The sequence below is a fragment of the Chromatiaceae bacterium genome, assembly GCA_024235395.1.
Taxonomy (GTDB): Bacteria; Pseudomonadota; Gammaproteobacteria; order Chromatiales; family Chromatiaceae; genus Thiosocius.
On sequence record JACKMK010000001.1, the window covers coordinates 1184267 to 1207454 of the forward strand.

Genomic DNA, 23188 nt, shown 5'->3' on the forward strand with positions numbered 1-23188 from the left:
CAAGCGGCTAATCCCCGATTTTCAAAGCGTTATCGGCTGCGTCCAACGGTTGCCTTAGACCCACGACCAACGCCAAATACTCCGCAGAATGTGGTTCCAGCCAGCCATGGCGGATCAGGAAGTCGATCACGACCAGGTTGCAGTTGAGCTTGAACTCGTCCGTTTCGCGGACGATCGCGGCCACTTCCGGCAACGGCAGGCACAAAAACTCGGCCACTTCCCCGTCTGCGTTGTGCGGGACGAAGTCGTCCGGCAGCACCAGGTCATAGCAGTAGAGCACGTCGCGGCGCAGCCCCCGCTGTGCGACCCGGTTGTACGACACGATCCCGACGGGAACAGCTTTCCTGGCAAGGTCCGGCGCGACGCCAGCCTCCTCGGCACATTCCTTGACCAGGTTCTCCTCGAGACTCAGCGCGTGCGGCAGCCCCCCGGCGACCATGTTGTCCAGGGCCCCTGGAAACACCAGGCGATCGTCGGCGCGACGTCCGATCCACATATGGATGCCGTCGGCGCGACGCACGTAGCCGTTCAGGTGCTGGCCGAAGGTACGCACGCCGAAATACGGCGCCGCCGCCCGGTCGACCACGCACAGCGCGGATTCGCGTCCGGCGGGCGTGACCGCGTACGGCTCGGACATGTGCGGCGCGGTCACCTCCCTGTCCGCCAGTTCACGCGCGACCTCGTCGAGCACCGCGCTGCGCCGCGCAAACCCCTGCACCGCCGGGTGCAGGTGCACCCCGCCGTCGTCGGCCTGGAACACCCCGGGAAACTGCCGCAGTTCGCGCGCGAATGCCGGGCGCAGCCAACCGACCACACGCCCGTCGATCCGCCAAGGCAGAAACGGCTCGGCGATTGGCGGGTTGCAGGCCTCGATATGTCGGAAGTAACTGCTCATTCGGCGAGCCGCGCGTCGCTGACCAGCGCCGTGTAACGCCGGGCCTGTTCGGCTTTCATCGGCCCCAGGTCGGTCTTGATCTGCAGCGTCTGGCCGGCGGGCAGCGCGCGGTCCACCCGGAAACTCGCCTCCTCGCGCACTGTGGAGCCGATCCGCGGACCGACCGTGACGCGCAGATCGCGTACCGCGAGCGGCGCCTCGTTACGCACCCTGACCACCAGGAAGCCATCCGCAGACAGCCCGAGTGCCGTCTCGATGTAACGCGACGGGTTGTCCTTGAGGTCGAGCCGGGCCAACTGCTTGCCGGCCTGTTGCCCGGCGTCGGAACGCGACGCCGCCGCCTTGCGGAAGTGCTCGACCGCCTGCTCGCGTCGGCCACTCTGTTCCGCAAGCCGACCCAGACCGTAGTACCCCTCCGCGGTCGGCAACAACGCGAGGCTGCGTTCGAAGTCGCTGGTCGCCCCACGACTGTCGCCGGCGACGCGGCGTGCCATGCCGCGCGCGAGATAGGGTCGGAAGTAGTCCGGATTCAGCGACACCGCACGATCGAGGTCTGCGCGCGCCTCGCCAGGGTGTTCCTGCGCGAGCTTGATTTCGCCGCGCAGCCCGTAGAACGACGCCTCTTTCGGTTCGATGCGGATCGCCTCCTCGACCTTGTTCAGTGCGGTCCGCAGATCGTCTTTCTTGAACGCGGCCAATGCCGCATCGTAGGCCTCGTAGGCCGGCCGGTTGCGCTTCAGCCGGGCGATCGCGCGTTGGTAATCCGCCTGGCCGATCTCGCCTCCGGGATTACCCAGTTCGGCCACCAGCGCGCGGTTCGCGGCAACCCGCTCGCGCGACGGCGGATGGCTGGCAAACAGGCCCTCGAGCCAATTGCTCTGCTTACCCTCGGCGAGGCGCACGAAGGTCTCCTGCAGGCCGACCGCAGCCGCCGGGTCGTAGCCGGCACGCACCATGTAGCGCATGCCGTACAGATCCGCCTCGGACTCGTCGTCGCGACCGTACTTCTGATTGGTCAACTGCGCGCCGAGGCCGGCGCCAAGCATGCCCACGTCGCGGTACTGCGAATCACCCAATGCCACCCCGGCCGCCACCAGCGCACCTTGCAGGAACACGCCGCGCTCGATCGACTGCGCACTGTGCCGCGCAGCGGCATGCACGATCTCGTGTGCGAGCACCGCCGCCAACTCGGCCTCGCTGCGCAGTTCGACCAACAACCCGCGGTTGATCGAGATCTTGCCGCCAGGAAGGGCCCAGGCATTCGGCGTCGAATCGTTGAGGACGCTGAACTCGTATGGCAGCTTGCGATCGCTGACCGCGGCCAGCCGCTGCCCGACCCTGCGCACATAGGCCGTGAGTTCGGGTTCGATCACATAGTCGCCACCCTGCGCCTGGCGGTACGGCGAATAGTTCTTCTGACCGATCGCCAGCTCCTGCGACTCCGGTACGAACGCAATCTCGCTCTTGCCGGTCACGGGGTTGACCGCGCAACCGCCGAACAACGCAGCGACGGCGAGGATCGGCAGTCCGCGTGACATCAATACTCGAAACATATCCTGCATCTCTCTCCACGACGCGGCGATACCGACCAACGGCCGATGCCGCGCATCACGTCACTCGATCCTGCGACCCGGCCAAGCGGCTCAGGTTCCACGCTCGGTATCTTTGACCGCCTCCCAGGCCGCGTCGAGTTCGCCGAGCGACAGCGCGGCGAGATCGTCGTGACCGGCCGCATGCAGCGCCGTCTCCATCGCACGAAAGCGCCGCTCGAACTTCTCGTTTGCACGACTCAGGGTCTGCTCGGCGTCCATGCCAATCAGGCGCACGACGTTGACCATCGCAAACAGCAGGTCGCCGAGTTCGTCCTGCAACCGCTCTGGGGCGCCGTCGGCAAATTCGGCTTCGATCTCCGCCAGTTCCTCGTGCACCTTGTCGAACGCACCGCGCGCATCCGGCCAGTCGAAACCGACCCGTGCCGCGCGCCTCTGCAGCTTCTCGGCGCGGATCAGTGCCGGCAGCGCGCGTGCGACGCCGTCCAGATGACTTTGCCGCTGCGATACATCGCGCGTCGCGCGCTCTTCCGCCTTGGCGTGTTCCCAGGCCTCGCGCAGCTCGGCATCGTCGCGATACTCGGCATCTGCAAACACATGCGGATGACGACGGATCATCTTCTCGCAGATCCCGCGTGCAACCTGGTCGAAATCGAATGCGCCCTGCTCGTCCGCGATCTGGCTGTAGAACACGATCTGGAACAGCAGGTCGCCGAGTTCGTCGCGCAGCTCTTGCAGATCGCCGCGTTGGATCGCGTCGGCCACCTCATAGGCCTCCTCGAGCGTGTAGGGGACGATCGTCGCGTAGGTCTGGCGCTGGTCCCAGGGGCAGCCGTGCTGCGGGTCACGCAGCCGCGCCATGATCTCGAGCAGGCGCCGCATCGCGTCCATCAGCCAACCTCCGGGATCGGATCGAGCAACGCCGGTGCATCGTTGCGCGGGTTGTTCACGGCGCGTCCGACCGGGTAGATATCGAGTTCCGGCGGCTGTTGCGCAGCCAACAGGGTCTCGATCGGCTGCGGTTTCTGGCTCTTGCTGTCGAGCCACAGCCCGAATGCCTGCGGCGCGATGATCACCGGCATGCGATCGTGGATGGTGCCCACCTGGCGATCGGCGGCCCGGACCAGGATGGTGCAGGATTCCAGCTCGCTGCCACCGTCGTCCTGCCAGTGTTCCCAGAGTCCCGCAAACGCTAGCGGCCGGGCATCACGCGGTCTCAGCACATAGGGTTGTTTGGCCCCGTCCTGCGCACGCCACTCGTAGAAGCCGTCGGCGGGGATCAGGCAACGCCGGTAACGCAGCGCGCTGCGGTAGGCCGGCTTTTCCGCGACCGTCTCGACACGCGCATTGATCATGCTGAAGCGCGTATCCGGACCTTTCGACCAGCCGGGGATCAGGCCCCAGCGCACCAGCACCATCTCGCGCCGGCCGGCGGCGTTCTCGCGTACGATGGGTACCGGCTGGGTGGGAGCGATGTTGTAGCGGGGTTGCAGCAGCGGCATCGGCATCTCGCCGAACAGCGCGGTGAGCTTGTCGGCGGTGGAATGCAGGAAGTAACGGCCGCACACATCAACCCCCCGGCAACGAGATTCCGGTGACCTTTTTGTACAGACTGACCGCGTAGGAGTCGGTCATGCCGGACACGAAATCGGTCAACATCAGCAGTCGCTGGTAGGCATCCGAGGCCGGCACGCGTTGCGGCCCGATGAACTGGTCCGGCACCAGGCGGATCAGCATCTGGCTGTGTGGCGACGCACGTTCGGCGTGCTCGGCGACATCGTCGACCACCCGGGTGAAGCGTTCGAGCAGGTCGCTGACGACCTGGAAACCGGCTGCCTGGATCCCGACCACCTCGGGCGCGCAGTAGATCCGCTGGCGGGCATTTTCGATCAGCGCGTCGAGCTCCGCGTGCAACGGCAGTTCCTGCAGCAAGGGCACATCGAAGGTACCGTCGAGAATTGCCGCTTCGTTGTCCATGAAACACTCGACGACCTGGCGGATCACCTCGTTGATCACCTTCGCACGCAGGAACTCGACCCGGTTTTTAAGATCGCGGATGTGTTCGAGGCGCGGGCGCTGATTGACCTGGTCGGCGATCAACGGCCAGAACAGGTCGAGCACCTCCTGATAGGTGAAATGGCCGAGGCGAAAACCGTCTTCGATATCGATGACCCGATAGCTGATGTCATCGGCGGCCTCGACCAGGAACGCCAGAGGATGCCGGCACCACATCGCGTACTGACTGTCACGGGGGATCAGTCCGACGGTCTCGGCGACCGTCTCGAACGCGGCGCGATCGGCCGCGGTGAACCCCTGCTTCTTCGCACTGACGCCATCGAAGGTGCTGCCGCCCAGCCACGATTCGCGCGGGTACTTGGTGAATGCCGCCAGCGTTGCGCAGGTCAACTGCAGGCCGCCCGGATTGTCCGGATTCTGCAGCCGGGTCAGGATACGGAATCCCTGGGCATTGCCCTCGAACGACAGGAAATCCTCGCGCTCGCTGCCGGTCAGCAACGCGACGCGGCGCGCACCGTATTCCGCGGAATGTGCCCAGTGACGCAGCGCGTCTTCGCCTGAATGGCCGAATGGCGGGTTGCCGATGTCATGCGCCAGACAGGCCGCGGCGACGATACTGCCGAAATCCGCGGATTCGAAGCCACCCAGGGCATGCCGCGCGATCACCTGTTCGCCGACCAGTGTGCCCAGTGAACGCCCGATGCTTGAGGCCTCCAGACTGTGCGTCAAACGGGTGCGCACATAGTCCACCTTGGACAGCGGAAAGACCTGGGTCTTGTCCTGCATCCGGCGAAATGCGGAACAGAACACGACGCGGTCGAAGTCGCGCTGAAAGTCGGTTCTGGTCGAGGTGGCGCGCGACGACTCGGACGAGCCCAGGCGAGTGCGCGCGAGCAGTTGCTGCCACTGCATCAGGGTGTGCAATTCCGGATAGCTGTGATGTCCACGAGCGGATACGCTCGAATGTACCACCGGCGGCTCGGCGCTGGCCAATGCACTACAGAATGCGCTGGTGCGTCAATCACGCCGGGATGACCCGCACTCAACACTCGTCGCGGCAGGCCTCCGGCTTCGAATAGCGTTCCTTCACCCGCTGGATCTGTTCGTCGACCATGCGCAACGCCGCGTCGTTGCCCTGGCGGGCCTTGTACAGCGCATCCAGTTGATCGCCAACGCTCGGGTAGGTCGCCCGGCGCATCTCGCGGTAATTGCTCTCCTGGATCATCTGCCGGTACTGGCCTATCGCTTCCTCGATGTGATCCGGATGCGGGATCGGATGTTCCAGCAACCACTCCTTGATGTAGGGGCCGTCGCCGTCATCGGCCAGCTGGTAGTCGATACCGTGCAACGCATGCGGATAGATACTGCGAATCGCGCAACACATCTCACGCGACGCGTGGCTCGGCAACAGCGCTTCACGCTCCATCTTGTCGATCTGGTCACGCAGGCGCGCGACCTCAGCAACGGTCTCCTTGTTGCTGCTGCGGATCGTCAGCACGATCGCGACGATCACCAGGATGCCGATCAGGATAGCGCTGATGGCGAACGTATCGATAATCATGGGCATCACCACAGTATGCGATGGGTCAAGGGGTGTCTCGACATTCTAAGCCACAACGACGCCGCCGGCATGCGCCTGCCGGCGGCCTCGAACCCTTGCCCCGCGCGGTACCCCGGTATCAGGTCCCTGCGTCCTCGGGCTGGGTCGTGATGGCGTCGTCGGCGCAGGCATCGCGATCGGTGACGCCGGCGCAGCGGAAGATGCGTTCGCCGAGGCTCACGCAGCCCAGCGGAATCACGATGAGTGTCAGCAGGGTGGAGACGAATACGCCGAACAGCAGCGAGATCGCCATCCCCTGGAAGGTCGGGTCGGTGAGGATGACCGCCGATCCGAGCACCAGTGCCAATGCCGTGATCATGATCGGGCGGGTACGTGCCTTGGCCGCGGCGATCACCGCCTCGCGCAATTCCATGCCGGTGCGAACCTGATTGATCGTGAAGTCGATCAACAGGATCGAGTTTCGGACGATGATACCGGCCAGTGCGATCCAGCCGATCATCGAGGTGGCGGTGAATTCGGCGCCTAGCAGCCAATGTCCGGGGATGATCCCGAGCATGGTCAACGGGATCGGCGCCATGATCACCGCCGGAATCGAAAAGTTGCCGAACTGCCAGACCACGAGCATGTAGATGGCGACCAGCGCGACGCCAAACGCGATACCCATGTCGCGGAAGGTCTCGTAGGTCACGGTCCACTCGCCCGACCACTCGAACCCGGAGACATCGTCGTGCTCGGGTGCGTCGATCATGGTGCCGGACATGATCACGCCGTCCGGTGTCGGGTGATCCTGCAGACGCTCGTCGATGTCGCTCATCGCGTAGATCGGCGCCGGCAGTCGGCCGACCGCGTCGCCGACCACGAACTCGACCGGTCGCAGATCCTTGTGGAAGATCATCGGGTCGTGCTTGTCTTTCACGAAGGTCCCGATCTCACCCAACGGCACGGTACGTCCGTCTTCCGTCATGATCGGCATATCGGCCATCAGATCGAGCTGCGAGCGTTTCGACAGCGGCACCTGGACCAGGATGTAGGTCGGCTCGTAGACCAACGGCTCCTTGATATCGCCGACCTTGAACATGCCCATCGCCATCGCGAGATGCTGGTTGATGGTCTCCAGGGTCACGCCCTGGTTGGCGGCCTTGTCGAGGTCGATATCGAAGCGCCAGATCTCCTGATCTTCGCGCATGAAGTTGTCGACGTCGTCGATCAGCGGCGATTCGCGGAACAATTCGGTCAACATCGTGGCGACGGTCGCGCGGGTCTCCGCGTCCGGTCCGTGTACCTCCGCGACCACGGTCTGCAGCACCGGCGGACCCGGCGGCATCTCGACCACCGTGATCACCGCTTTCGATGCGGCACCGATCGGTCTCAGCAGTTCGCGCGCCTCCTGTGCGATCTGATGGCTGCTGCGCTTCCGTTCGGACTTGTGCAGCAGTTGTACCTGAACCTCGGCCTGCCACGGGAACTGGCGCAGGTAGTAGTGCCTGACCAGACCGTTGAAATCGAAGGGTCGCGCGGTTCCGGCGTAGGTCTGCAGCGCGGTCACCTCGGGGATCGTGCGCAACTGGTCGACCACCTCGTTGGTCACGTTGATGGTATCCGGCAGTGCGGTCCCATCCGGCATATCGATCACCAGCGCGAATTCCGACTTGTTGTCGTAAGGCAGCATCTTCACCCGCACCGCGTAGTCGGTGATGCTGAGGAACATCGAGATCGTGATCGCAAACGCAACGACCAGTCCGACCAGGAAGCCCCAGCCCCACATCTTGCTGTCGAGCAGCGTGCCGATGACCTTGTGGTAGAAGCCGCCCAGCCATTCGTCGATCTTGTGGTCGCGCGCCTCCATCTTGTGGAGCGTCGCCATCGGCGGAATCATGCGCATCGCCAGCCACGGGGCGAACACCACCGCGGCGATCAGCGAGAAGATCATCGCCACCGACCCGAGCGCCGGGATCGGTTCCATGTACGGCCCCATCATGCCGCGCACGAAGCCCATCGGCAGCAGGGCCGCAATGACCGTGTAGGTTGCGAGGATGGTCGGGTTGCCCACCTCGCGCACCGCGTCGACCGCGACCTCGGTCGAGGGCTCGCCGACCTTCAGCCAGCGCGCGTAGATGTTTTCGACGATGACGATCGCATTGTCGACCAGGAAGCCGATCGAGAAGATCAGTGCGAACAGGCTGACGCGGTCGATCGTGTAGCCCATCAGCATCGCCATGTACACGGTGATGACGAGCACCACCGGTATCGTGAGCAGCACGACGATGGCCGGACGCAGGCCGAGCGAGGCCCATACGAGGAAGGTCACCGCGGCAGTCGCGACCACGAGCTTGAACAGCAGGTCGTTGACCTTCTGGTTGGCGGTCTGGCCGTAGTTTCGGGTGACCTCGACGTGGACATCGTCCGGGATCAGCTGCCCCTTCAGGTGTTCGACCTTGTCGAGGATGCTGTTGACCACGGAGACACCGTTGGCACCCTTCTGCTTGGCGATCGCGATCGTGACCGCCTGCGCGCCATCGATCTGCTCACCCTCGTGTGCCGGGCCGGTGTAATAGGCCACCTGATGGCGCGCTTCTTCGGGTCCCTTGGTGATCTGCGCAACGTCGCGCAGGTACACCGGCAGCCCCTCGTGACTGCCGACGACCAGGCGCTCGAAGTCCTGGGCGGACTGCAGGAACGAGCCGGTCTTCACCCAGAAATACTTGCCGCCCTGCTCGACCGAGCCGACGGTCTGCTTGGTGTTGAAGCCCTGGATGGTCTTCGCGATATGCCCCATCGAGATGCCATAGCCCGACAGGCGCTCCGGTAGCACGTCGACCCGCACCTGCTCGGCGCGGCCGCCCGAGACGAACGCATTGCCGGTCTGTGGCAGCTGCTTGAGTTCCTGCATCAGGCTGACCGCCAGCTTGCGCAGGATCGCATCGTCCATGACCTTCGACCACAGCGTCAGGGTGACGACCGGTACATCGTCGACTTCCTTCGGCTTGATGATCGGCATCTCGACGCCGGGCGGCATCAGGTCGAGGTTCGCCTGCACCTTGTTGTGCGTCAGTACGATGGCGCGTTCGATCTCCTCGCCGACGTGGAACTCGAGGGTGATGATCCCCATGCCCTCATCGCTGACCGAGTAGACATGCTTCACGCCATCGATCTCGCTGACCAGGCGTTCCAGCGGGCTCACGACGAGGCGCGAGATCTCCTGCGACGAGGCACCGGGCATCTGCAGCATGATGTCGATCATCGGCACCGAGATCTGCGGGTCTTCCTGGCGCGGCGTCGCGTACAGCCCGTAGATCCCGACCAGCATCATCGCAATGAACAACAGTGGCGACAGCGGGGAATGGATGAATGAATCGGCTAACCGGCCGGCAAAGCCCAGCTCTTCTTTGGACAGCGTATCTTTCTTGTTGGCTATGGACATGAGCGTTTGGCTCCCGATTGCCCCAGCGGGCTCCAGAAACTGACGAAGTTGACCGCGCCGGGGCGCCCCGCCCAACGGCGCGGCCTCCCCAGGTGCAATTTCTCGGGTCTAGCGGTTCGGCTGGTAGGGACCGGATCGCATCGATGCGTCGGGCACCCTGAGGATCGCGTCACCCTCGTTGAGGCCGGACAACACCGCGACGCGATCGCCGATCACGGAACCCAGACGCAGCGCACGCATCCTCACCTCGGTGCGGTCCGGCGACACCAGGAATACGGCTGGCAGACTGCCACGCCAGGTGACCGACGATTTCGGCACCGTCAGCGGTCCACCCTGGCCGTGATTCGGATCGGGCACCAGCACCTCGGCGTACATGCCGGCGCGCGCACCGCTGTCGTCCGGCAGCGCGATCTTCACGGTCGTCGTGTGTCCACCGGTGTTGGCCATCGGGAAGATGCGTGCCACGCGCGCCCTGACCAACTCGGTGCCGCGGTCGAGCCGGGCTTTGATCTCCTCGCCTTCGCTGAGCGCGGCGACCAGCCGGGTCGGCACCTCGAGCTGGATCTCCATCTGGCTGGTATCGGCAAACACCACCAGCGGCATCCCGGGCTGTACGACGTCACCCACTTCCACCATCTTTTGTACGATCACGCCGTCGAACGGCGCCACGCTGACCGCATTCTCGATGTTCTCGTCCAGTTCCCTGAGGCCCGCCTCGGCCTGGGCGACCGCGTCACGCGCCGTCTGGATCTGCACCCCCTGGCCGTACAGGTTGGAATGCCGCTCGTAGCCGGGACTGCCCTGGCCCATCATCGAGCGCATCGGATCGGAAAATATGCTGACCATGCCGGGCAGCCCGCCCATCATCGCGTTCGACTGCGAATTGGGCGTCAATACCTCGCGCCGGTACTGCACCTCGGCGTTACCTAGCCCGGCACGCGCGCTGTTCAGTCCAGCGAGCGCCGCACGGCGTTTCGCCATCATGCTGGAGACGTCCAGCGTGACCAGTTGAGTCCCGGCACCGAACGCGTCGCCTTCGCGACCCGCGACGAATTCCACCTCGCCGGGAATCTGCGCAAGCAGCTTGACCATCTTGTGCGGAATTACGGTACCACCGAGCACCGCCGCGTTGGTGTCGCGCTCGCGTGTCACGACGTACACATTCTGTTCAGGGATCTTTAGCTGCGCGCCCGGCTGCGTTTCGGGGCTCTCGTCCTGCCCGATTGCAAGCCCCGCCAACAGGGGCACCGACATTGCGATTGCGACAAAAAGTGGTTTCATGGCATTCGAGATCTGGGTTGATTAAACGTTTGTAATGCAGGGCCGCGCCAGAGTTTCAGCGCTCACTGCCCAGTTCGTAATACAAACTTATTATGTCACACATTAGCTATTTTTATCCAGCAGAATTTAATAATATTCCCACGACAATTCAATCACCTCCGCTACTGCGGTGTTCGATCGTAGGCCGCCCGTCGCATCGGATTCGGACGGTGAGTCGGCGAAGCGTAAACCAAAACATAGCCTAAGCGGATCACCCGGACCGGTCGAATCGACGCGGCGCCGCAGGCAGCACCGGCGGGCAGGTTTGCCCACAGCGGCACTGTGGGGATTCACGGGGTTTCGACGTCCTTTGGTGGGCAATCGGCGGCGGCCAGCAGTACCGGCCCGGCGAGGTCTCCCGCGGCGGTGAGCTCGGCGCGCAGCTCCGCCAGACGGTCCAGGGCACGGGCACGCTGGGTCTGGCTGAGGGTGCCGTCCAGGTTGACCAGCAACGCGATCACGCCCTGCCGCACCCGCTGCGACTTGCTGACCAGCGGCGCCTCGCGGCCGGCGAGGTCGACCCACCAGGCGCGCAGGAAATGCCGCAGGGCCTCGCGATCGGCACCGCTGCGCAACAGCTCCAGCAACCGCTGTTGCTGCCGCTGCCGATACCCGAACCAATCGTCGGCGAGGTCAGGCAGGCCCCCGACCATCGCCTCGACCAGGCGCAGCTGTTCGGTCGACAGGTCGCCGGTCCAGCGCTCGATGCGATCCACGTAACGCTCGACGCGCCGCCGCTCGCGCCGCTGCGCGTCGGGATCGAGAAACTCGTCCGCGTACTCGGTGTCACGTTCCTCGAATTGCCGGTCGAGGTAGGCCACCTGATCGGGGGCGAGGCCGGCGAGCACCTCGACCGCCGGGACCCCGGCCCATTCTGCATGCGCCCGGTAGACCCGGTCGGCAGCGGCCAGCCAGCAACTCAGCTGTGGCTCGTCCAGGCGTCGGCGCAACATCTCCTCGAACCCGAGGATCAGCTGCACCAGCGGCCGCAGAAGTTCGCGACGATGCCGATCCATCGCTTCGCGCATCAACGCACGCCATGCGGTCGACTGCCCGTCGCGCGCATCGACCATACCGTCGACCCAGCGATACAGCAGCCAGTCGGCGTTGTCGTATACCAGCTCGGTGGTGCTGCATGCGGCACCGACAAGAACCAGCAGCGCCAGGGCGTAGCTACGCCATGCTCGGATCATGATCCCCCCGGGCCGGCCGGCCCGGCCGCCCTGCTGGACTGTAGACGCCCCGTCCGGGTGCAAGGTTCACCGGCTCCCGAAAGGCACGGAACTGGATCGGATGGCCCGGTTGGCTGTCTAATGCAGATGCATCGATACGCGTACAAGAACAATACAGGATGCCGGATGGGCGCCTCGCAGCGGCGATCCGGATCGCCCCACACAGAGAGGATCACCATGCAGCCGATCAATCAGGCCCGTCGCCGCCTGTTCCAATGGATGACCGCCGCCGGTGGACTGTTCGCGCTGAACCGTGCGCAGGCGCACCACACCGACACCCATTTCGACGACAAGTCCGAGCATCAGATCGTCTATCAATGCAACAAGGCCGACCACGATTACCTGTCGCACATCCTGTTCTCGGTCGGCGAAATGATCCGCCGGCACGGCGACAACGTCGAGGTTGTCGTGAGCTGCTTCGGGCCGGGCATCCACCTGCTCGGCGATCCGCCGGAACGCCCCATCGCCAAGGAGCTGCAGGAACGCGCCTCGTCGCTGAGGGCCTACGGCGTCGCGTTCCACGCCTGCCGCAACACCATGGACAGCCTCGGCTGGACCGAGCAGAACCTGGTCGAGTATGCGCAGATCGTCGATGTCGGCGCCGAAGACATCATGCTGCTCCAGGAGAAGGGCTTCAGCTACATCAGCTGGTAAGGCGATCTTCGCGAGCGCGATGCACGCCGCGCGGGTTCTGCAGGTCAGCGCCGGGCGGCGGCTCCTGTTGCGTGTTTCGCGATGAACGCCTCGATCGAGTCGACCGGCACGGCACCGGCCTGCACGGCCGTCAGCGTGCCGTCGGGCGCATACAGCAGGAAGGTCGGGGTACCGCGAAACGGTTCGCCGGTCAGGGACATGAAATACAGCATCGCGACGGCCGGCTCAGCGATCAGGTTCGGAAACGGCAACCGATGCCGGTCGATGAAATCCGCGGCCTCCGCCTGATGCTCGGGACCGTCGATGCTGACCCCCAGCACGCGGGCATCGCGATCGGCATGTGCCGTGTGAAAACGCGCGTAACTGGTCGCCTCCTGGTTGCAGATATGGCAGTTGTGGGCCCAGAACATCACCAGCAGCCATTGGCCATCGGCGATATGTGACTCGATCGTCTGCGGTTGGCCGTTGAAATCGGTGAACAGGACATCGTCGGTCGCGTGGGCCGTCGCCACACACAACACCCACAGCGATAGTGCGCGCAAGCCGTTCATTGCTGCCTCCATTAAGCGCTGGGCCAGGCGGGCACGATAGGCCCGTTCCCGCGGTATCAGACCCGACGGGCGCCTGCATTGTTGCACCGATGGCTCGACGGGGTGCTCAATGAAAATCGCGCGACACCACGTGCAGCTCACCGAGCAGATCGCTGTGATTCTCGAGCCGCCGACAGACCAGGTGCTGCACACCCTCGGCACGCTGGATCTCGGCGACCACGCCAAGCAGCTGTGAGCCGAGCAATACCCTGCGCTGGCGCTCGGCGAGATCGGCCCAGATCAGCAGGTTCAGCCCACCGTACTCATCCTCCAAGGTGACGAAGATCGCCCGGCCGTTGCCCGGCCGCTGGCGGATCAGCACCAGACCCGCCGCACGCACGATCTCGCCCGGCGCCCGCGCGGCGACCTCCTGGGACGACAACAGGCCACGCGCACGCAGCTGGGCGCGTATCAGGGCCAGCGGATGTTCGCGCAGCGTCAGGCCGGTCTGTGCATAGTCCGCCAGCACCGCCTGGCCGGCGTCCGGTGGACGCAACAGTGGCAACTGCTCGTTGAAATGCGCGAGCCCGGCGATCGGCAATGCCTGCTCGACCCCGGCGACCTGCCAGGCGGCGAGATGCCGATGCCCGGCGAGCCCCTGCAACGCATCGGCGGCGGCCAGCACCCTGAGATCGCCCCGGTGGAGTCCGGCACGCCGGGCCAGGTCGGCGACGTCGCTGAAGGCGCGCTCGGCACGCGCCACGGCGATCCGCTCGGCGGCCGCCTGCGCCAGACCACGGATCATGCGCAGCCCCAGGCGCAGCACCGGCGTTCCGGACGCGACCGGCGCCGCAGCGGCTGCGGCACCGCCGCTCACGGCCGCTGCCTCCAGCGTGCAGTCCCAGTCACTGTGGTTCACGTCCGCCGGGCACACCTCGACATCGTGCGCACGCGCGTCGCGCACCAGCTGGGCCGGTGCGTAGAAGCCCATCGGCAGGCTGTTGATCAACGCGGCACAGAACGCCGCCGGGTGATAACGCTTGAGCCACGCCGAGACGTACACCAACAGCGCGAAGCTCGCCGCATGCGACTCGGGAAAACCGTAGTCGCCGAAACCGAGGATCTGGCGATACACCCGCTCGGCGAACTCACGCCGATAGCCACGCGCCTGCATGCCGTCCATCAGTTTCTTCTGGTACGGCTCGAGACCACCGCGCCGCTTCCACGCCGCCATCGCGCGCCGCAGCTGGTCGGCCTCGCCGGGTGTGAAGCCGGCCGCGACCATCGCCAGCTTGATCACCTGCTCCTGGAAGATCGGCACACCGAGCGTTCGTTCGAGCACACCGCGCACCGCGTCCGACGGATACTCGACCGCCTCCTTGCGCTGCCGGCGGCGCAGATAGGGATGCACCATGTCGCCCTGGATGGGCCCGGGACGCACGATCGCGACCTCGATCACCAGGTCGTAGAAACACGCTGGCCTGAGCCGCGGCAACATCGACATCTGCGCGCGCGACTCGATCTGGAACACACCGATGGTGTCGGCCTGCTGGATCATCGCGTACACCGCCGGATCCTCGGCCGGGACGTCCTGCAGGGTCAGCGGCAGGCGCGGCACCCAGTGCGCCGGATCGGCGCAACGCTCGCGCACGCCCGTCCCGTCCGATGTCGCCGCATCGACCCGGTACCGGGCGGCATAGTCCGCGACCGGCCGCCCCGCCCAGTAATCGTTCACCAGGTCGAGCGCGCGCCGGATCGCGCTCAGCATGCCCAGCGCCAGCACGTCGACCTTCAGCAGGCCGAGCGCCTCGAGGTCGTCCTTCTCCCACTGGATCACGGTGCGTTCGGACATTGCCGCATTCTCGATCGGCACCAGTTCGTCGAGCCGGCCGGCGGCGATCACGAAGCCGCCGACATGCTGCGACAGGTGACGCGGAAAACCGCGCAGCGTGTTGACCAGCACGCGCAGCCGTTCGACGGTCGGGTTCGCCGGATCGAAACCGGCATCGCGCAGGTGCTCATCGCGGATCTCCGCGTGGCGGCGCCAGGCGGCGACCGCCGCGACCAGCGCCTCGATCTGCTCCAGGCCAAACCCGAGCGCCTTGCCGACGTCGCGCAACGCGCTGCGCGTCCGGTAGGTGATCACGGTCGCCGCCAGCGCGGCACGTTCGCGTCCGTACTTCGCATAGATGTACTGGATCACCTCCTCGCGGCGCTGGTGTTCGAAATCGACATCGATGTCCGGCGGCTCGTTGCGTTCACGTGAGATGAAACGCTCGAACAGCAGGTTCATGCGCGCCGGGTCGACCTCGGTGATGCCGAGGCAGTAGCACACCGCGGAGTTGGCCGCCGAGCCGCGCCCCTGGCACAGGATGCCGCGCTCACGCGCATGCCGGACCAGGTCCCAGACCGTGAGGAAATAGGCCTCGTAGCGAAGCTCGGCGATCAGCGCCAGCTCGTGTTCGATCTGCGCGCGCACCCGTGCCGGGCAGCCGTCCGGCCAACGCCGCGCTATGCCCTGCTCGGTCAGCCGGCGCAGCCAGGCATGCGGCGTCAGACCGCGTGGCGTGACATCGTCCGGGTATTCGTAGCGCAGCTCGTCGAGCGAGAAACGGCAATGCGCGGCGACCGCCAGCGTCTCGGCGAGCAGGGCCGGCGGGTAGAGTGCCGCGAGGTCGTCGCGGGCACGCAGGTGGCGCTCGCCGTTGGGCAGGCGCGCGGCACCCAGCCGGGCGACCGGGGTGTTCAGCCGGATCGCGCTCAGCACGTCCTGCAGGGCGCGCCGGCCGCGCACATGCATGTGCACGTCACCACTGGCCAGGCGCGGCAGGCCCCAGGCCCGCGCGATATGCTCGCTGTGTCTCAGGCGCTCGATATCGCGCCCGTCACGCAACAGTTCGAGCGCCAGCCAGCCGCGCCCGGCGAACGTATCCGCGAACCAGCTGCAGGCCGAATCCGTTACCTGCAGGTCCAGCGGTAGCAACGCCAGGCAGTCCGTCAGCGTCGCGACGAGATCGCTGCGCCCGAGCCGGTAGCCCCCTTTCCCGGCCCGCCGTCGGCCATGCGTGATCAACCGGCACAGCTGGCCGTAACCGGCACGGTTGGTCGCCAGCAGGACCAGTCTGGGCCCGTCAGCGAGCACGACCTCGCTGCCGATGATCAGCGGCAGCCCGAGTGCCTTCGCCTTTTGGTGCGCGCGCACCACGCCGGACACCGAGCATTCGTCGGTGATCGCCAGCGCCGTGTAGCCGAGCGCATGCGCACGCTCGACCAGCTCCTCCGGCTGCGAGGCGCCGCGCAGGAAGCTGTAGCTGCTCAGGCAGTGCAGTTCGGCATAGGCGACGCCCGGCGTGTCAGGTGAAGAGTCCATGCAGGTACCAGCCGCCACCGCGCCGGTCGCGGAACACCCACAGGCGCTCGCCGGCCGGGCTGTGGGCGACGAAGTAGTCGCGGGTGATATCGAAGCCGTCCCACCAGCCCGACTCGATGCGTTCGGGCAGTCCCTCCAGGCGCAGCGTGCCGCCATACTGCGGCGTACCCGCGTGCACCGGCAGCGGGCGCGGTTGCAGCAGTAGCCAGGGAGGTTGCGTCAGCCCCCCGGGCAACGGGCTGCCGGCGCCCGCCTCACCCGGCGTGCACAGCTGCCAGGCGCGCTCGGGGCGATAGTCGGCCAGGCAGCGCAGACCGCGTACCTGCTCACCGCCAAGGCGGTTGCTCAGGCGTTCGAGCAATGCCTGGTCGACCTGCCGCGGGCCGTCGAGCAGTCCCACGGTGCGCTCTTCGAAGGCCTGCCAGTCGTCCACCCGCAGACCGATCGCGACCACCGGCGCGAGCAGCTGCAGGCGCTCGATGCGTTCGCGAAACACCTCGAGCATGTGGTCCGGATCGCGGCTCGGATCGAGCAGCCCCTGGCCGAACCGGTTTGCCGGTCGCTCACGATGCCGCAGGGTCCACTGCAGCTGCTGCGCCCCGCCGCCGAGGCCACGCAGGAAACCGCACAGCGCGATCATCAGCCGGCGCGCCGGAAACACCAGCGCGGTCGTCTGGACAATCTCGCCGAGCAGTTCGATGGTCTGTTCGAAAGCCTGCGGCGGCCGCCATTCCACACGCGGATCCGGGGCCTGCCCGAGCAGGCGGTCCAACAACTGCAGCAACACCGGCCCGGTGCGCCGCGCGAGTTCGGCCCGTGGCAGCGCCAGTACCTCGCCGATGCTGTCGAGACCGATATGCCGGATCAGACCGCGCGCCTGCCCGTCGCGGGTCAGTGCGGCCAACGGCAGCCCGGCCACCGCGGTGCGTAACGCGGCCGCGGTCTCCACCCGGCTGCCGGGTCGGCTGCGCGCCAGCAGGCCGGCCGCGGTCGGGGTCGGTGCCACGGCCTCGCACGCGCTGTAACCGAGTTGATCGAGGCCGTGGCGGATCGCGGCCAACAACCGCGGCAGGCCACCGAACAGGCGCCGGCTGGCACCGACCTCGAGCAGCAGCAACGAGGGCTCGAACGCGATCCGCGCACTGAACTGATAGGCCCAGGCGGCGAGTTCCTGCAGGGCCCGCTGCTCGCATACCGGGTCGCGCCGCTGCACCGCCAGCCCGGCGCACAGCGCCAGCGCCGCCGGCAGCGCGAGACCGGGACGCACGCCATAGGTCCCCGCCGCGGCATTACAGCGGCCGACCTGCTCACGCCCGCCGCGCGACTCGACGATCGCCAGCGCACCGGCCTGCTGGCGCCCGCGCACGAACACCTCCAACGGCAACTGCGGAAAATACAGGGCCAGCCAGAGCATGCCGCCTCATGCCTGCAACGGGTCGCCGGCCGACGGAATCGGCACGATGCACGACGTCCCGCCCCAGCCGCCGCGCCGCTTCAATATCTCGACCTCGAGACCGAGCGGTGCCGGGCGCAGACGCAGGCGCAGCGTCGCCGGCGAACCCTGCGCCGCGGCCCGCAGCGGACGAAACAGCACCCCCGGACAATCGCCCTGCTCCGCGGCCAGCTGCAGGCGGCGCAGCTGTGCGGTCTGCAGCGATGCCCCGGGCAGGCTCTCGGGCCACGCCAGCACCAGGCCGCAGGCCCCCGACTTGAGCGCCTGCTCGACCGCCCACAGTGCCTGGGGACTCGCCACGTCACGCACCAGCAACACCCGCTCGACCCGCACACCGCGTGCCGCCAGTGCCGGCGCATACGGCAGATAGGGTGGAGCCACCCAGACCAGCCAGCGCGGATCCGCGCTCAGCCGTGCCAGCAGCGGCAGCCACAGCGCCAGGCCCTGATGGGCCTCGCTCAATACCTCGATCAGCGCGGCACGTGGCCAGCCGCCGCCGAGCAGCTCATCGAGCACCCCCCAGCCGGTCGCCAGCACCCGTTCCGGTGCCAGGGTGCCGCGCTGTCCCTGCCACAGCACGCCCCGGCTTTTCAGTTCTTCGAGATCGATCACCTGCATCACAGCGCACACCCGACCCTGCCCGGTCGGCCGGGCGGGCTCGATTTCAGAAAGGATTGGAGAACAAATATAGAACAAACGACACGGCCGTACGAGCCCATCGGACACATGAAAAACTGGACGGAAACCGGACAAGGCCGGGATACAGCGGCCCATCCGGACCGCCCGTCAGCCGCCTGTCCGGCGGGTGACCGCGATCAGGACACCCCGAGCACGATGTCCCAATTCGCCTGCAGCGCCCCTGCGCCGCCCTGGGCCGGCGTGAAATCGGCGGTCACCAGGGCCCGTTGCTCGGCCGGGATGCGGCGGTAGAGGAAATCCTGGTCATTGCCCGGCTCGCCGGCGACGTACAACTGGGTGACGAACGGCCGTTCGCCCTGCGGAAACACCGCGACGTGGATGTGCGGCGTGCGCCCAGGATAGGGCACCGGCCGGATCGTCAGGAAACGGTAGCGCCCATCGGGGTCGCTCAGCGTGTGGCCGAACCCCTGGAATCCCGGGTCGATCGGCTGCGCCCCGCGGTCGCCCGAATGACGGTAGCGACCGTTCGCATCGCACTGCCAGATCTCGATCCGCAGGTCCCGCAACGGCTGGCCGTTGCGGTCCAAAAGGCGCCCACGCAGATCGGTGAACACACCGGCGGCCGGCGTCTCCCGGCCAGCCACATGCACCAGGTCGTTGTCACGATCGAGCGGCAGTTCCTCCGGGTAGAAGGGGCCGGCCGTCTGGCGCGGCGTCAACAGCGTCGCCCCGGCGGCACCGGGCAAGGCGCCCAGCGTCGCGATGCCGGCGATATTGCGTAACAGGCGACGCCGGGTCGCCGAAATCGTTCGCTGCATGGATCCCATCCCCCTCAGTGCACCGTTACCCTCAGTACAGACCCGCCATTCTCCCCACAGATCCCTACAACCCTGCAATGCGGCCGCGATTGTCCACCTCTTGACGGCGAAGCCCGCTTGCGCCGACGTTTCGGCGCGGACGACCGCAGCGTCCACGATCCGCCGCCAAGCGTCTACACTCATTGGAAAAATCCGGATCGGGAAACCTCGTATGAGATACCTGCGACGACTCCCCGGCACGCACCGCGAACCGGCGGGACTGGAGTGGCAGATCTTCCGGCTGCTGCCGACGGCGCTGATCGCCGGCACCCTGCTGCCGGTGCTGTATTACCTGTACGCCGGGGTGTTTCCATCACCGGCCGCCGGCGAAAGTGTCGAGAAGTACCTCGCCGGCATCGGCATCGCCGCGGTGGCCACCGTCGTGACACTGTGGACCGCGGTGTTCACGGTCGCGATCGGCTGCATCGTGGTATGGGTGATGAAAGGCCCCGCCTACGTCGCCGACGCCTACCCGCTCAGCGATGCCGACGAACCGGCACGCTCACCGCACGCAGGTACGCCGGACTAGCCACCGTTCCCGGGGAGACGACGGCAGGCTCCCGGCAGCCCCGATCCACCCGCCTCGCACAGACACCCGGTGCACCCGGGCGTCGCGTGACGAGCATCCGCTTTCGCGTCCGGCGGTTGGGACAGCCTCCCTGCCGTCCCCGTTGACGCCGCGCGCCTATCTCAGCGGCCAAAACTCTTGCTGACGCTGTGACACAGGCCGCAGCCCACCGGCTCGCCGGCCGCGACGTTGCGATCCCTGCTCTCGACGCGCCAGCTGCGGTCTTCGGCGGCACGCGACAGCACGGTGCCGAGGTGGTCGCTGCCGTGGCAGGCACCGCAGGTGCCACCGCCCGGTCGGCCGTTCTGCGCCTTCGCCGCGTCCTTGTGCGCCTCGCGCCAGAAACGCGAGTCGTTGACGAGATGCATGCCGTGCGGACCGTTCTGGGTATTGCTCGGCAGCTGGCTGGTCACGTGACAGGTATCGCAATCCGTGATCGTGCCGGTATGCCCCTGCAGCTGTCTGGCCGTGACGTTGTCGTTGGCATTCGGGTTGCCGTTCGGCCACTCGGCATGGGTTGCCCCGTGGCAGCCCTCGCACATCACGCCGCCGTGGCCGGTGCTGACCCGGTACAGCTGCGGATTGCCGGCACCCGGGTTGGCGAAGCCGTTGAAGCTGGCCGGGACCGCCGGTTCGGCGAAACGCTTGTTGCCGGGTACGATCGGCGTCGCCTTGCCGTCGCCGGTCTTGAATGCCTGGCGCAGACGGATACCGTCGATGTTGCCGTTGGTATCGGCGGTGTTGACCAGGGTATCGGCCAGGTCGGCGAGGTTGTCGTTCGCATCGCCGGTATGGCACGAACCACAACCGGGTTCGTTCGCCCAGGGCGTACGCGGCTGGCTGCTGGCCGGATCGTAGAAGTTGCCCTGATCCAGCACGAAGGCACCCGGGTTGTCCGGAGAGACGTTGGCGGAGAAGTCGCTACCGACCTGGGCCATGCTGCCATGACAGTCGGAGCACAGCATGCCGCCGTTGAACATCGCGCCGCGCAGGCACTGAGTGTTCTTGCCGGGATGGCACTGATAGCAGCTGTTTTCCAGCGCGCCCAGGCGGACGCCCTGGTTGGTCACGGCGCCACCGGCGTCCTGGTTCGGCGCCGGGATCGCCGGGAACATCGCGATGCCGTTCCGGTCCAGATCGGTGATACCACCGTGGTGGCCGTGCATCACGTTCGAGTTGCTCTTGTGCGACAACTGGTTGCGTCCATTCGCCGAAGAACCCTCCGGACCGGTCATCGGGCCCACATGGGCGAGGTCGAGTGCCGGGGTGTAATGACACACCTGGCAGACGATCGGTTTGCCCTGCACCAGTGCCTTGTTGGTCAGACAACTCGCGGTGCCGTTGCCGGCATTGGCGGTGATGTCGCACGGGTCCGCGATGGTCGTGCCATCGTCGGCCGGTGACGGCTCGACATAGCGGGCGCCATGTTTCAGGTCATGCAGACGCAGCACGTTGATGTCGGCCGCATACTCCAGGCTGACCTTCGGCGGCATGTTGCTGTCCGGATCGTCGATGCTGGTCATCACGGGCAGACCGGCGGTCGCAAGCACGGCCGTCGGGATGTCGGTGCGGTTGTCTTCGCCATGCACACTGCCATAGTCGGCATTGGTGGCGTGGCAGTTCGTGCAACTCGCCTCGCCCGAGATCGGCAGCACCGTATCGACCGTCGAGAGTACCGTGTCGCCGTTGCGCGCCTGCACCCTGACCAGCGGATAGGCGTTTTCGCGACCGTTGTCGTCGAACGCCGCGAGCGGTACGCCCGCGCCTTCGTACCAGTTGACGTCAGCGGCGACGTAACCGAACGGGAAATTCACGAAGAACGGCTTGTCGACGTAATGCTCCTGGGCCTGCTTGGGATCGTTTGCCGTATACGGCGCCGCGATACCGGGCATCGCGTGCTGCACCGCGGACAGGAACTCGTCGCCACTGTTCACCGCACCGTCGGGTCCGATGTACAGGTCTTCGACATTGGGCACCGGAAGGCCGACGTCCGGCGTGACCGCCAGGGCGCCGCTTGCCAACGGCGTGATGCCGAGGCCGCCCGGATAGAACGGGTCATAGGTACCGTTGGCGACGCCGCCCCAGAAGTTGGTCTTGTAGGTGTTGCCGTCGCCGAGGACGCCGTCGAACACGTTGCTGCTCAGGATCGGGTCGTTCGCATTCGCGACTGCCGAGTAGTAGATCGATACGTTGTCGGGGTTGAGCGTCGGGCTGCCACCCTTCTGGATGACCTGCGCCAGGAGCACCTGGAACGGCGGCAGGATGCTGGCGATACGCGTATCCAGGTCGCCGCAGTGCATGCCAAGGTCATTGATCGCCAACACACTGTAGCTGGTGTTCGGCACCTGTGGCTGCTGAGCAACCTCGGTGTCCGGACAACCGTCCTGAGCGGTCGAGTTGATCGACAGGTCCAGGTTGGCCGGCTGCAGGCACGCCACGGCCTCGTTTACGGTGACTGTCACGGTATCCGCGACGCTGCTCGCACCGTCGTCGTCGGTTACCACTAGGCTGAATGTGTAACTGCCGGCCACGAGATCGAGCGTCGGGTTCGCCGTGTCGGCCGGGTCCGGATTGCCCGTCCAGGTGTAGCCGGCAACACTGCCGTCCGGGTCGCTCGAACCGCTGCCGTCCAGGGTCACGGCGGCGCTGGTTTGTCCGCCCGCAAGCGTCAGCGTCTGGTCGGGACCCGCGTCCGCGGTCGGTGCGTGATTCTGACCGCTACCCGGCGCCTTGGGGGCGCAGTTCGACGGCGCATTGTTCACATCGGCTTCGGCGGTCTGTCCGCCGGACTGCGAGACACGCACACGGCAGGGGACCGGTGCCGGACGGCTGGCCGTGATCCGCCAACTGCTGCGTCGCACCTGCGAACCGCCCAATAGCTGTCCGGCGTCGTAGGCATTGGCAAGGGTCACGGTTTGACCGCTCTGGCCGGCGCCCCGCACGCTGAGTCGGTTGCGCCCCGAATCCCAGCTGGCCGAGCTGATCGAGAGATCGGCCGACCAACCCAGGGTCGGCAGCAGTGCGATTGCGACCGCGATAGTCCGGCGATACCGCCGGGCTCCCTGAAGAACGAAACCGATGGAACCCATACTTCCCCCTGGTGGCGTCTTTGACATGACCGG

General features: G+C 66.3%; 17 protein-coding genes. 2 read left to right on the forward strand and 15 right to left on the reverse strand.

Annotation, left to right across the window (positions count from 1 at the left end; genetic code table 11):
• Window positions 1–7 precede the first annotated feature (7 nt).
• The 9 genes from H6955_05570 to H6955_05610 all read right to left on the reverse strand — a co-directional run bounded on the left by H6955_05570 (window position 8) and on the right by H6955_05610 (window position 11956).
• On the reverse strand, window positions 8–895 hold the full coding sequence (locus H6955_05570; GenBank protein ID MCP5313002.1) for a DUF4743 domain-containing protein: 888 nt from the start codon (window positions 893–895) through the stop codon (window positions 8–10).
• Window positions 892–2457, reverse strand: coding sequence for a M48 family metalloprotease (locus tag H6955_05575; protein MCP5313003.1), 1566 nt, complete (start codon window positions 2455–2457; stop codon window positions 892–894). Before H6955_05575 ends, H6955_05570 begins: the two co-directional genes overlap by 4 nt.
• 81 nt (window positions 2458–2538) lie before the next feature.
• Window positions 2539–3336: a nucleoside triphosphate pyrophosphohydrolase gene (mazG, locus tag H6955_05580; GenBank protein ID MCP5313004.1), complete on the reverse strand. Its 798-nt coding sequence runs from the start codon at window positions 3334–3336 to the stop codon at window positions 2539–2541.
• On the reverse strand, window positions 3336–4013 hold the full coding sequence (locus H6955_05585; GenBank protein MCP5313005.1) for an SOS response-associated peptidase: 678 nt from the start codon (window positions 4011–4013) through the stop codon (window positions 3336–3338). The genes mazG and H6955_05585 overlap by 1 nt, the downstream gene beginning before the upstream one ends.
• A gap of 1 nt (window position 4014) precedes the next feature.
• A complete protein-coding gene (dgt, locus tag H6955_05590) occupies window positions 4015–5373 on the reverse strand; it encodes a dNTP triphosphohydrolase (protein MCP5313006.1) in 1359 nt (452 codons plus the stop codon).
• Between the two features lie 130 nt (window positions 5374–5503).
• Window positions 5504–6022 carry a hypothetical protein gene (locus H6955_05595; GenBank protein ID MCP5313007.1) on the reverse strand — a complete coding sequence of 173 codons (519 nt, stop codon included), beginning with the start codon at window positions 6020–6022 and terminating at the stop codon, window positions 5504–5506.
• Between the two features lie 118 nt (window positions 6023–6140).
• A complete protein-coding gene (locus tag H6955_05600; protein ID MCP5313008.1) occupies window positions 6141–9443 on the reverse strand; it encodes an efflux RND transporter permease subunit in 3303 nt (1100 codons plus the stop codon).
• 108 nt (window positions 9444–9551) lie between these two features.
• Window positions 9552–10724, reverse strand: a complete 1173-nt coding sequence (locus tag H6955_05605; GenBank protein MCP5313009.1) for an efflux RND transporter periplasmic adaptor subunit — start codon at window positions 10722–10724, stop codon at window positions 9552–9554.
• A gap of 329 nt (window positions 10725–11053) precedes the next feature.
• Window positions 11054–11956, reverse strand: a complete 903-nt coding sequence (locus H6955_05610; GenBank protein MCP5313010.1) for a hypothetical protein — start codon at window positions 11954–11956, stop codon at window positions 11054–11056.
• Window positions 11957–12172: 216 nt separating this feature from the next.
• Here H6955_05610 and H6955_05615 point away from each other — a divergent pair, with 216 nt between their 5' ends.
• Complete coding sequence (locus tag H6955_05615) at window positions 12173–12649, forward strand: DsrE family protein (GenBank protein ID MCP5313011.1); 477 nt, start codon at window positions 12173–12175, stop codon at window positions 12647–12649.
• A gap of 44 nt (window positions 12650–12693) precedes the next feature.
• Here H6955_05615 and H6955_05620 read toward each other — a convergent pair whose 3' ends face one another.
• The 5 genes from H6955_05620 to H6955_05640 all read right to left on the reverse strand — a co-directional run bounded on the left by H6955_05620 (window position 12694) and on the right by H6955_05640 (window position 19459).
• Window positions 12694–13200, reverse strand: coding sequence for a TlpA family protein disulfide reductase (locus H6955_05620; protein MCP5313012.1), 507 nt, complete (start codon window positions 13198–13200; stop codon window positions 12694–12696).
• A 106-nt stretch (window positions 13201–13306) separates the two neighbouring features.
• Complete coding sequence (locus tag H6955_05625; GenBank protein MCP5313013.1) at window positions 13307–16549, reverse strand: error-prone DNA polymerase; 3243 nt, start codon at window positions 16547–16549, stop codon at window positions 13307–13309.
• Window positions 16533–17963, reverse strand: a complete 1431-nt coding sequence (locus H6955_05630; protein ID MCP5313014.1) for a DNA polymerase Y family protein — start codon at window positions 17961–17963, stop codon at window positions 16533–16535. The genes H6955_05625 and H6955_05630 overlap by 17 nt, the downstream gene beginning before the upstream one ends.
• A 6-nt stretch (window positions 17964–17969) precedes the next feature.
• Window positions 17970–18620, reverse strand: a complete 651-nt coding sequence (imuA, locus tag H6955_05635) for a translesion DNA synthesis-associated protein ImuA (GenBank protein ID MCP5313015.1) — start codon at window positions 18618–18620, stop codon at window positions 17970–17972.
• Between the two features lie 197 nt (window positions 18621–18817).
• Entirely contained in the window at window positions 18818–19459 is a 642-nt protein-coding gene (locus H6955_05640) for an intradiol ring-cleavage dioxygenase (GenBank protein MCP5313016.1), read from the reverse strand.
• A gap of 211 nt (window positions 19460–19670) precedes the next feature.
• Here H6955_05640 and H6955_05645 point away from each other — a divergent pair, with 211 nt between their 5' ends.
• Window positions 19671–20027 carry a hypothetical protein gene (locus H6955_05645; protein ID MCP5313017.1) on the forward strand — a complete coding sequence of 119 codons (357 nt, stop codon included), beginning with the start codon at window positions 19671–19673 and terminating at the stop codon, window positions 20025–20027.
• A 161-nt stretch (window positions 20028–20188) separates the two neighbouring features.
• Here H6955_05645 and H6955_05650 read toward each other — a convergent pair whose 3' ends face one another.
• Window positions 20189–23155, reverse strand: coding sequence for a PKD domain-containing protein (locus tag H6955_05650; GenBank protein ID MCP5313018.1), 2967 nt, complete (start codon window positions 23153–23155; stop codon window positions 20189–20191).
• Window positions 23156–23188 lie beyond the last annotated feature (33 nt).

Bases quoted from the DNA above. Each gene is read 5' to 3' on its own strand.
- H6955_05570 (MCP5313002.1), bottom strand. From the start codon at position 895: ATGAGCAGTTACTTCCGACATATCGAGGCCTGCAACCCGCCAATCGCC.
- H6955_05575 (MCP5313003.1), bottom strand. From the start codon at position 2,457: ATGCAGGATATGTTTCGAGTATTGATGTCACGCGGACTGCCGATCCTC.
- mazG (MCP5313004.1), bottom strand. From the start codon at position 3,336: ATGGACGCGATGCGGCGCCTGCTCGAGATCATGGCGCGGCTGCGTGAC.
- dgt (MCP5313006.1), bottom strand. From the start codon at position 5,373: ATGCAGTGGCAGCAACTGCTCGCGCGCACTCGCCTGGGCTCGTCCGAG.
- H6955_05595 (MCP5313007.1), bottom strand. From the start codon at position 6,022: ATGATTATCGATACGTTCGCCATCAGCGCTATCCTGATCGGCATCCTG.
- H6955_05600 (MCP5313008.1), bottom strand. From the start codon at position 9,443: ATGTCCATAGCCAACAAGAAAGATACGCTGTCCAAAGAAGAGCTGGGC.
- H6955_05605 (MCP5313009.1), bottom strand. From the start codon at position 10,724: ATGAAACCACTTTTTGTCGCAATCGCAATGTCGGTGCCCCTGTTGGCG.
- H6955_05610 (MCP5313010.1), bottom strand. From the start codon at position 11,956: ATGATCCGAGCATGGCGTAGCTACGCCCTGGCGCTGCTGGTTCTTGTC.
- H6955_05615 (MCP5313011.1), top strand. From the start codon at position 12,173: ATGCAGCCGATCAATCAGGCCCGTCGCCGCCTGTTCCAATGGATGACC.
- H6955_05620 (MCP5313012.1), bottom strand. From the start codon at position 13,200: ATGAACGGCTTGCGCGCACTATCGCTGTGGGTGTTGTGTGTGGCGACG.
- H6955_05625 (MCP5313013.1), bottom strand. From the start codon at position 16,549: ATGGACTCTTCACCTGACACGCCGGGCGTCGCCTATGCCGAACTGCAC.
- H6955_05630 (MCP5313014.1), bottom strand. From the start codon at position 17,963: ATGCTCTGGCTGGCCCTGTATTTTCCGCAGTTGCCGTTGGAGGTGTTC.
- imuA (MCP5313015.1), bottom strand. From the start codon at position 18,620: ATGCAGGTGATCGATCTCGAAGAACTGAAAAGCCGGGGCGTGCTGTGG.
- H6955_05640 (MCP5313016.1), bottom strand. From the start codon at position 19,459: ATGCAGCGAACGATTTCGGCGACCCGGCGTCGCCTGTTACGCAATATC.
- H6955_05645 (MCP5313017.1), top strand. From the start codon at position 19,671: ATGAGATACCTGCGACGACTCCCCGGCACGCACCGCGAACCGGCGGGA.
- H6955_05650 (MCP5313018.1), bottom strand. From the start codon at position 23,155: ATGGGTTCCATCGGTTTCGTTCTTCAGGGAGCCCGGCGGTATCGCCGG.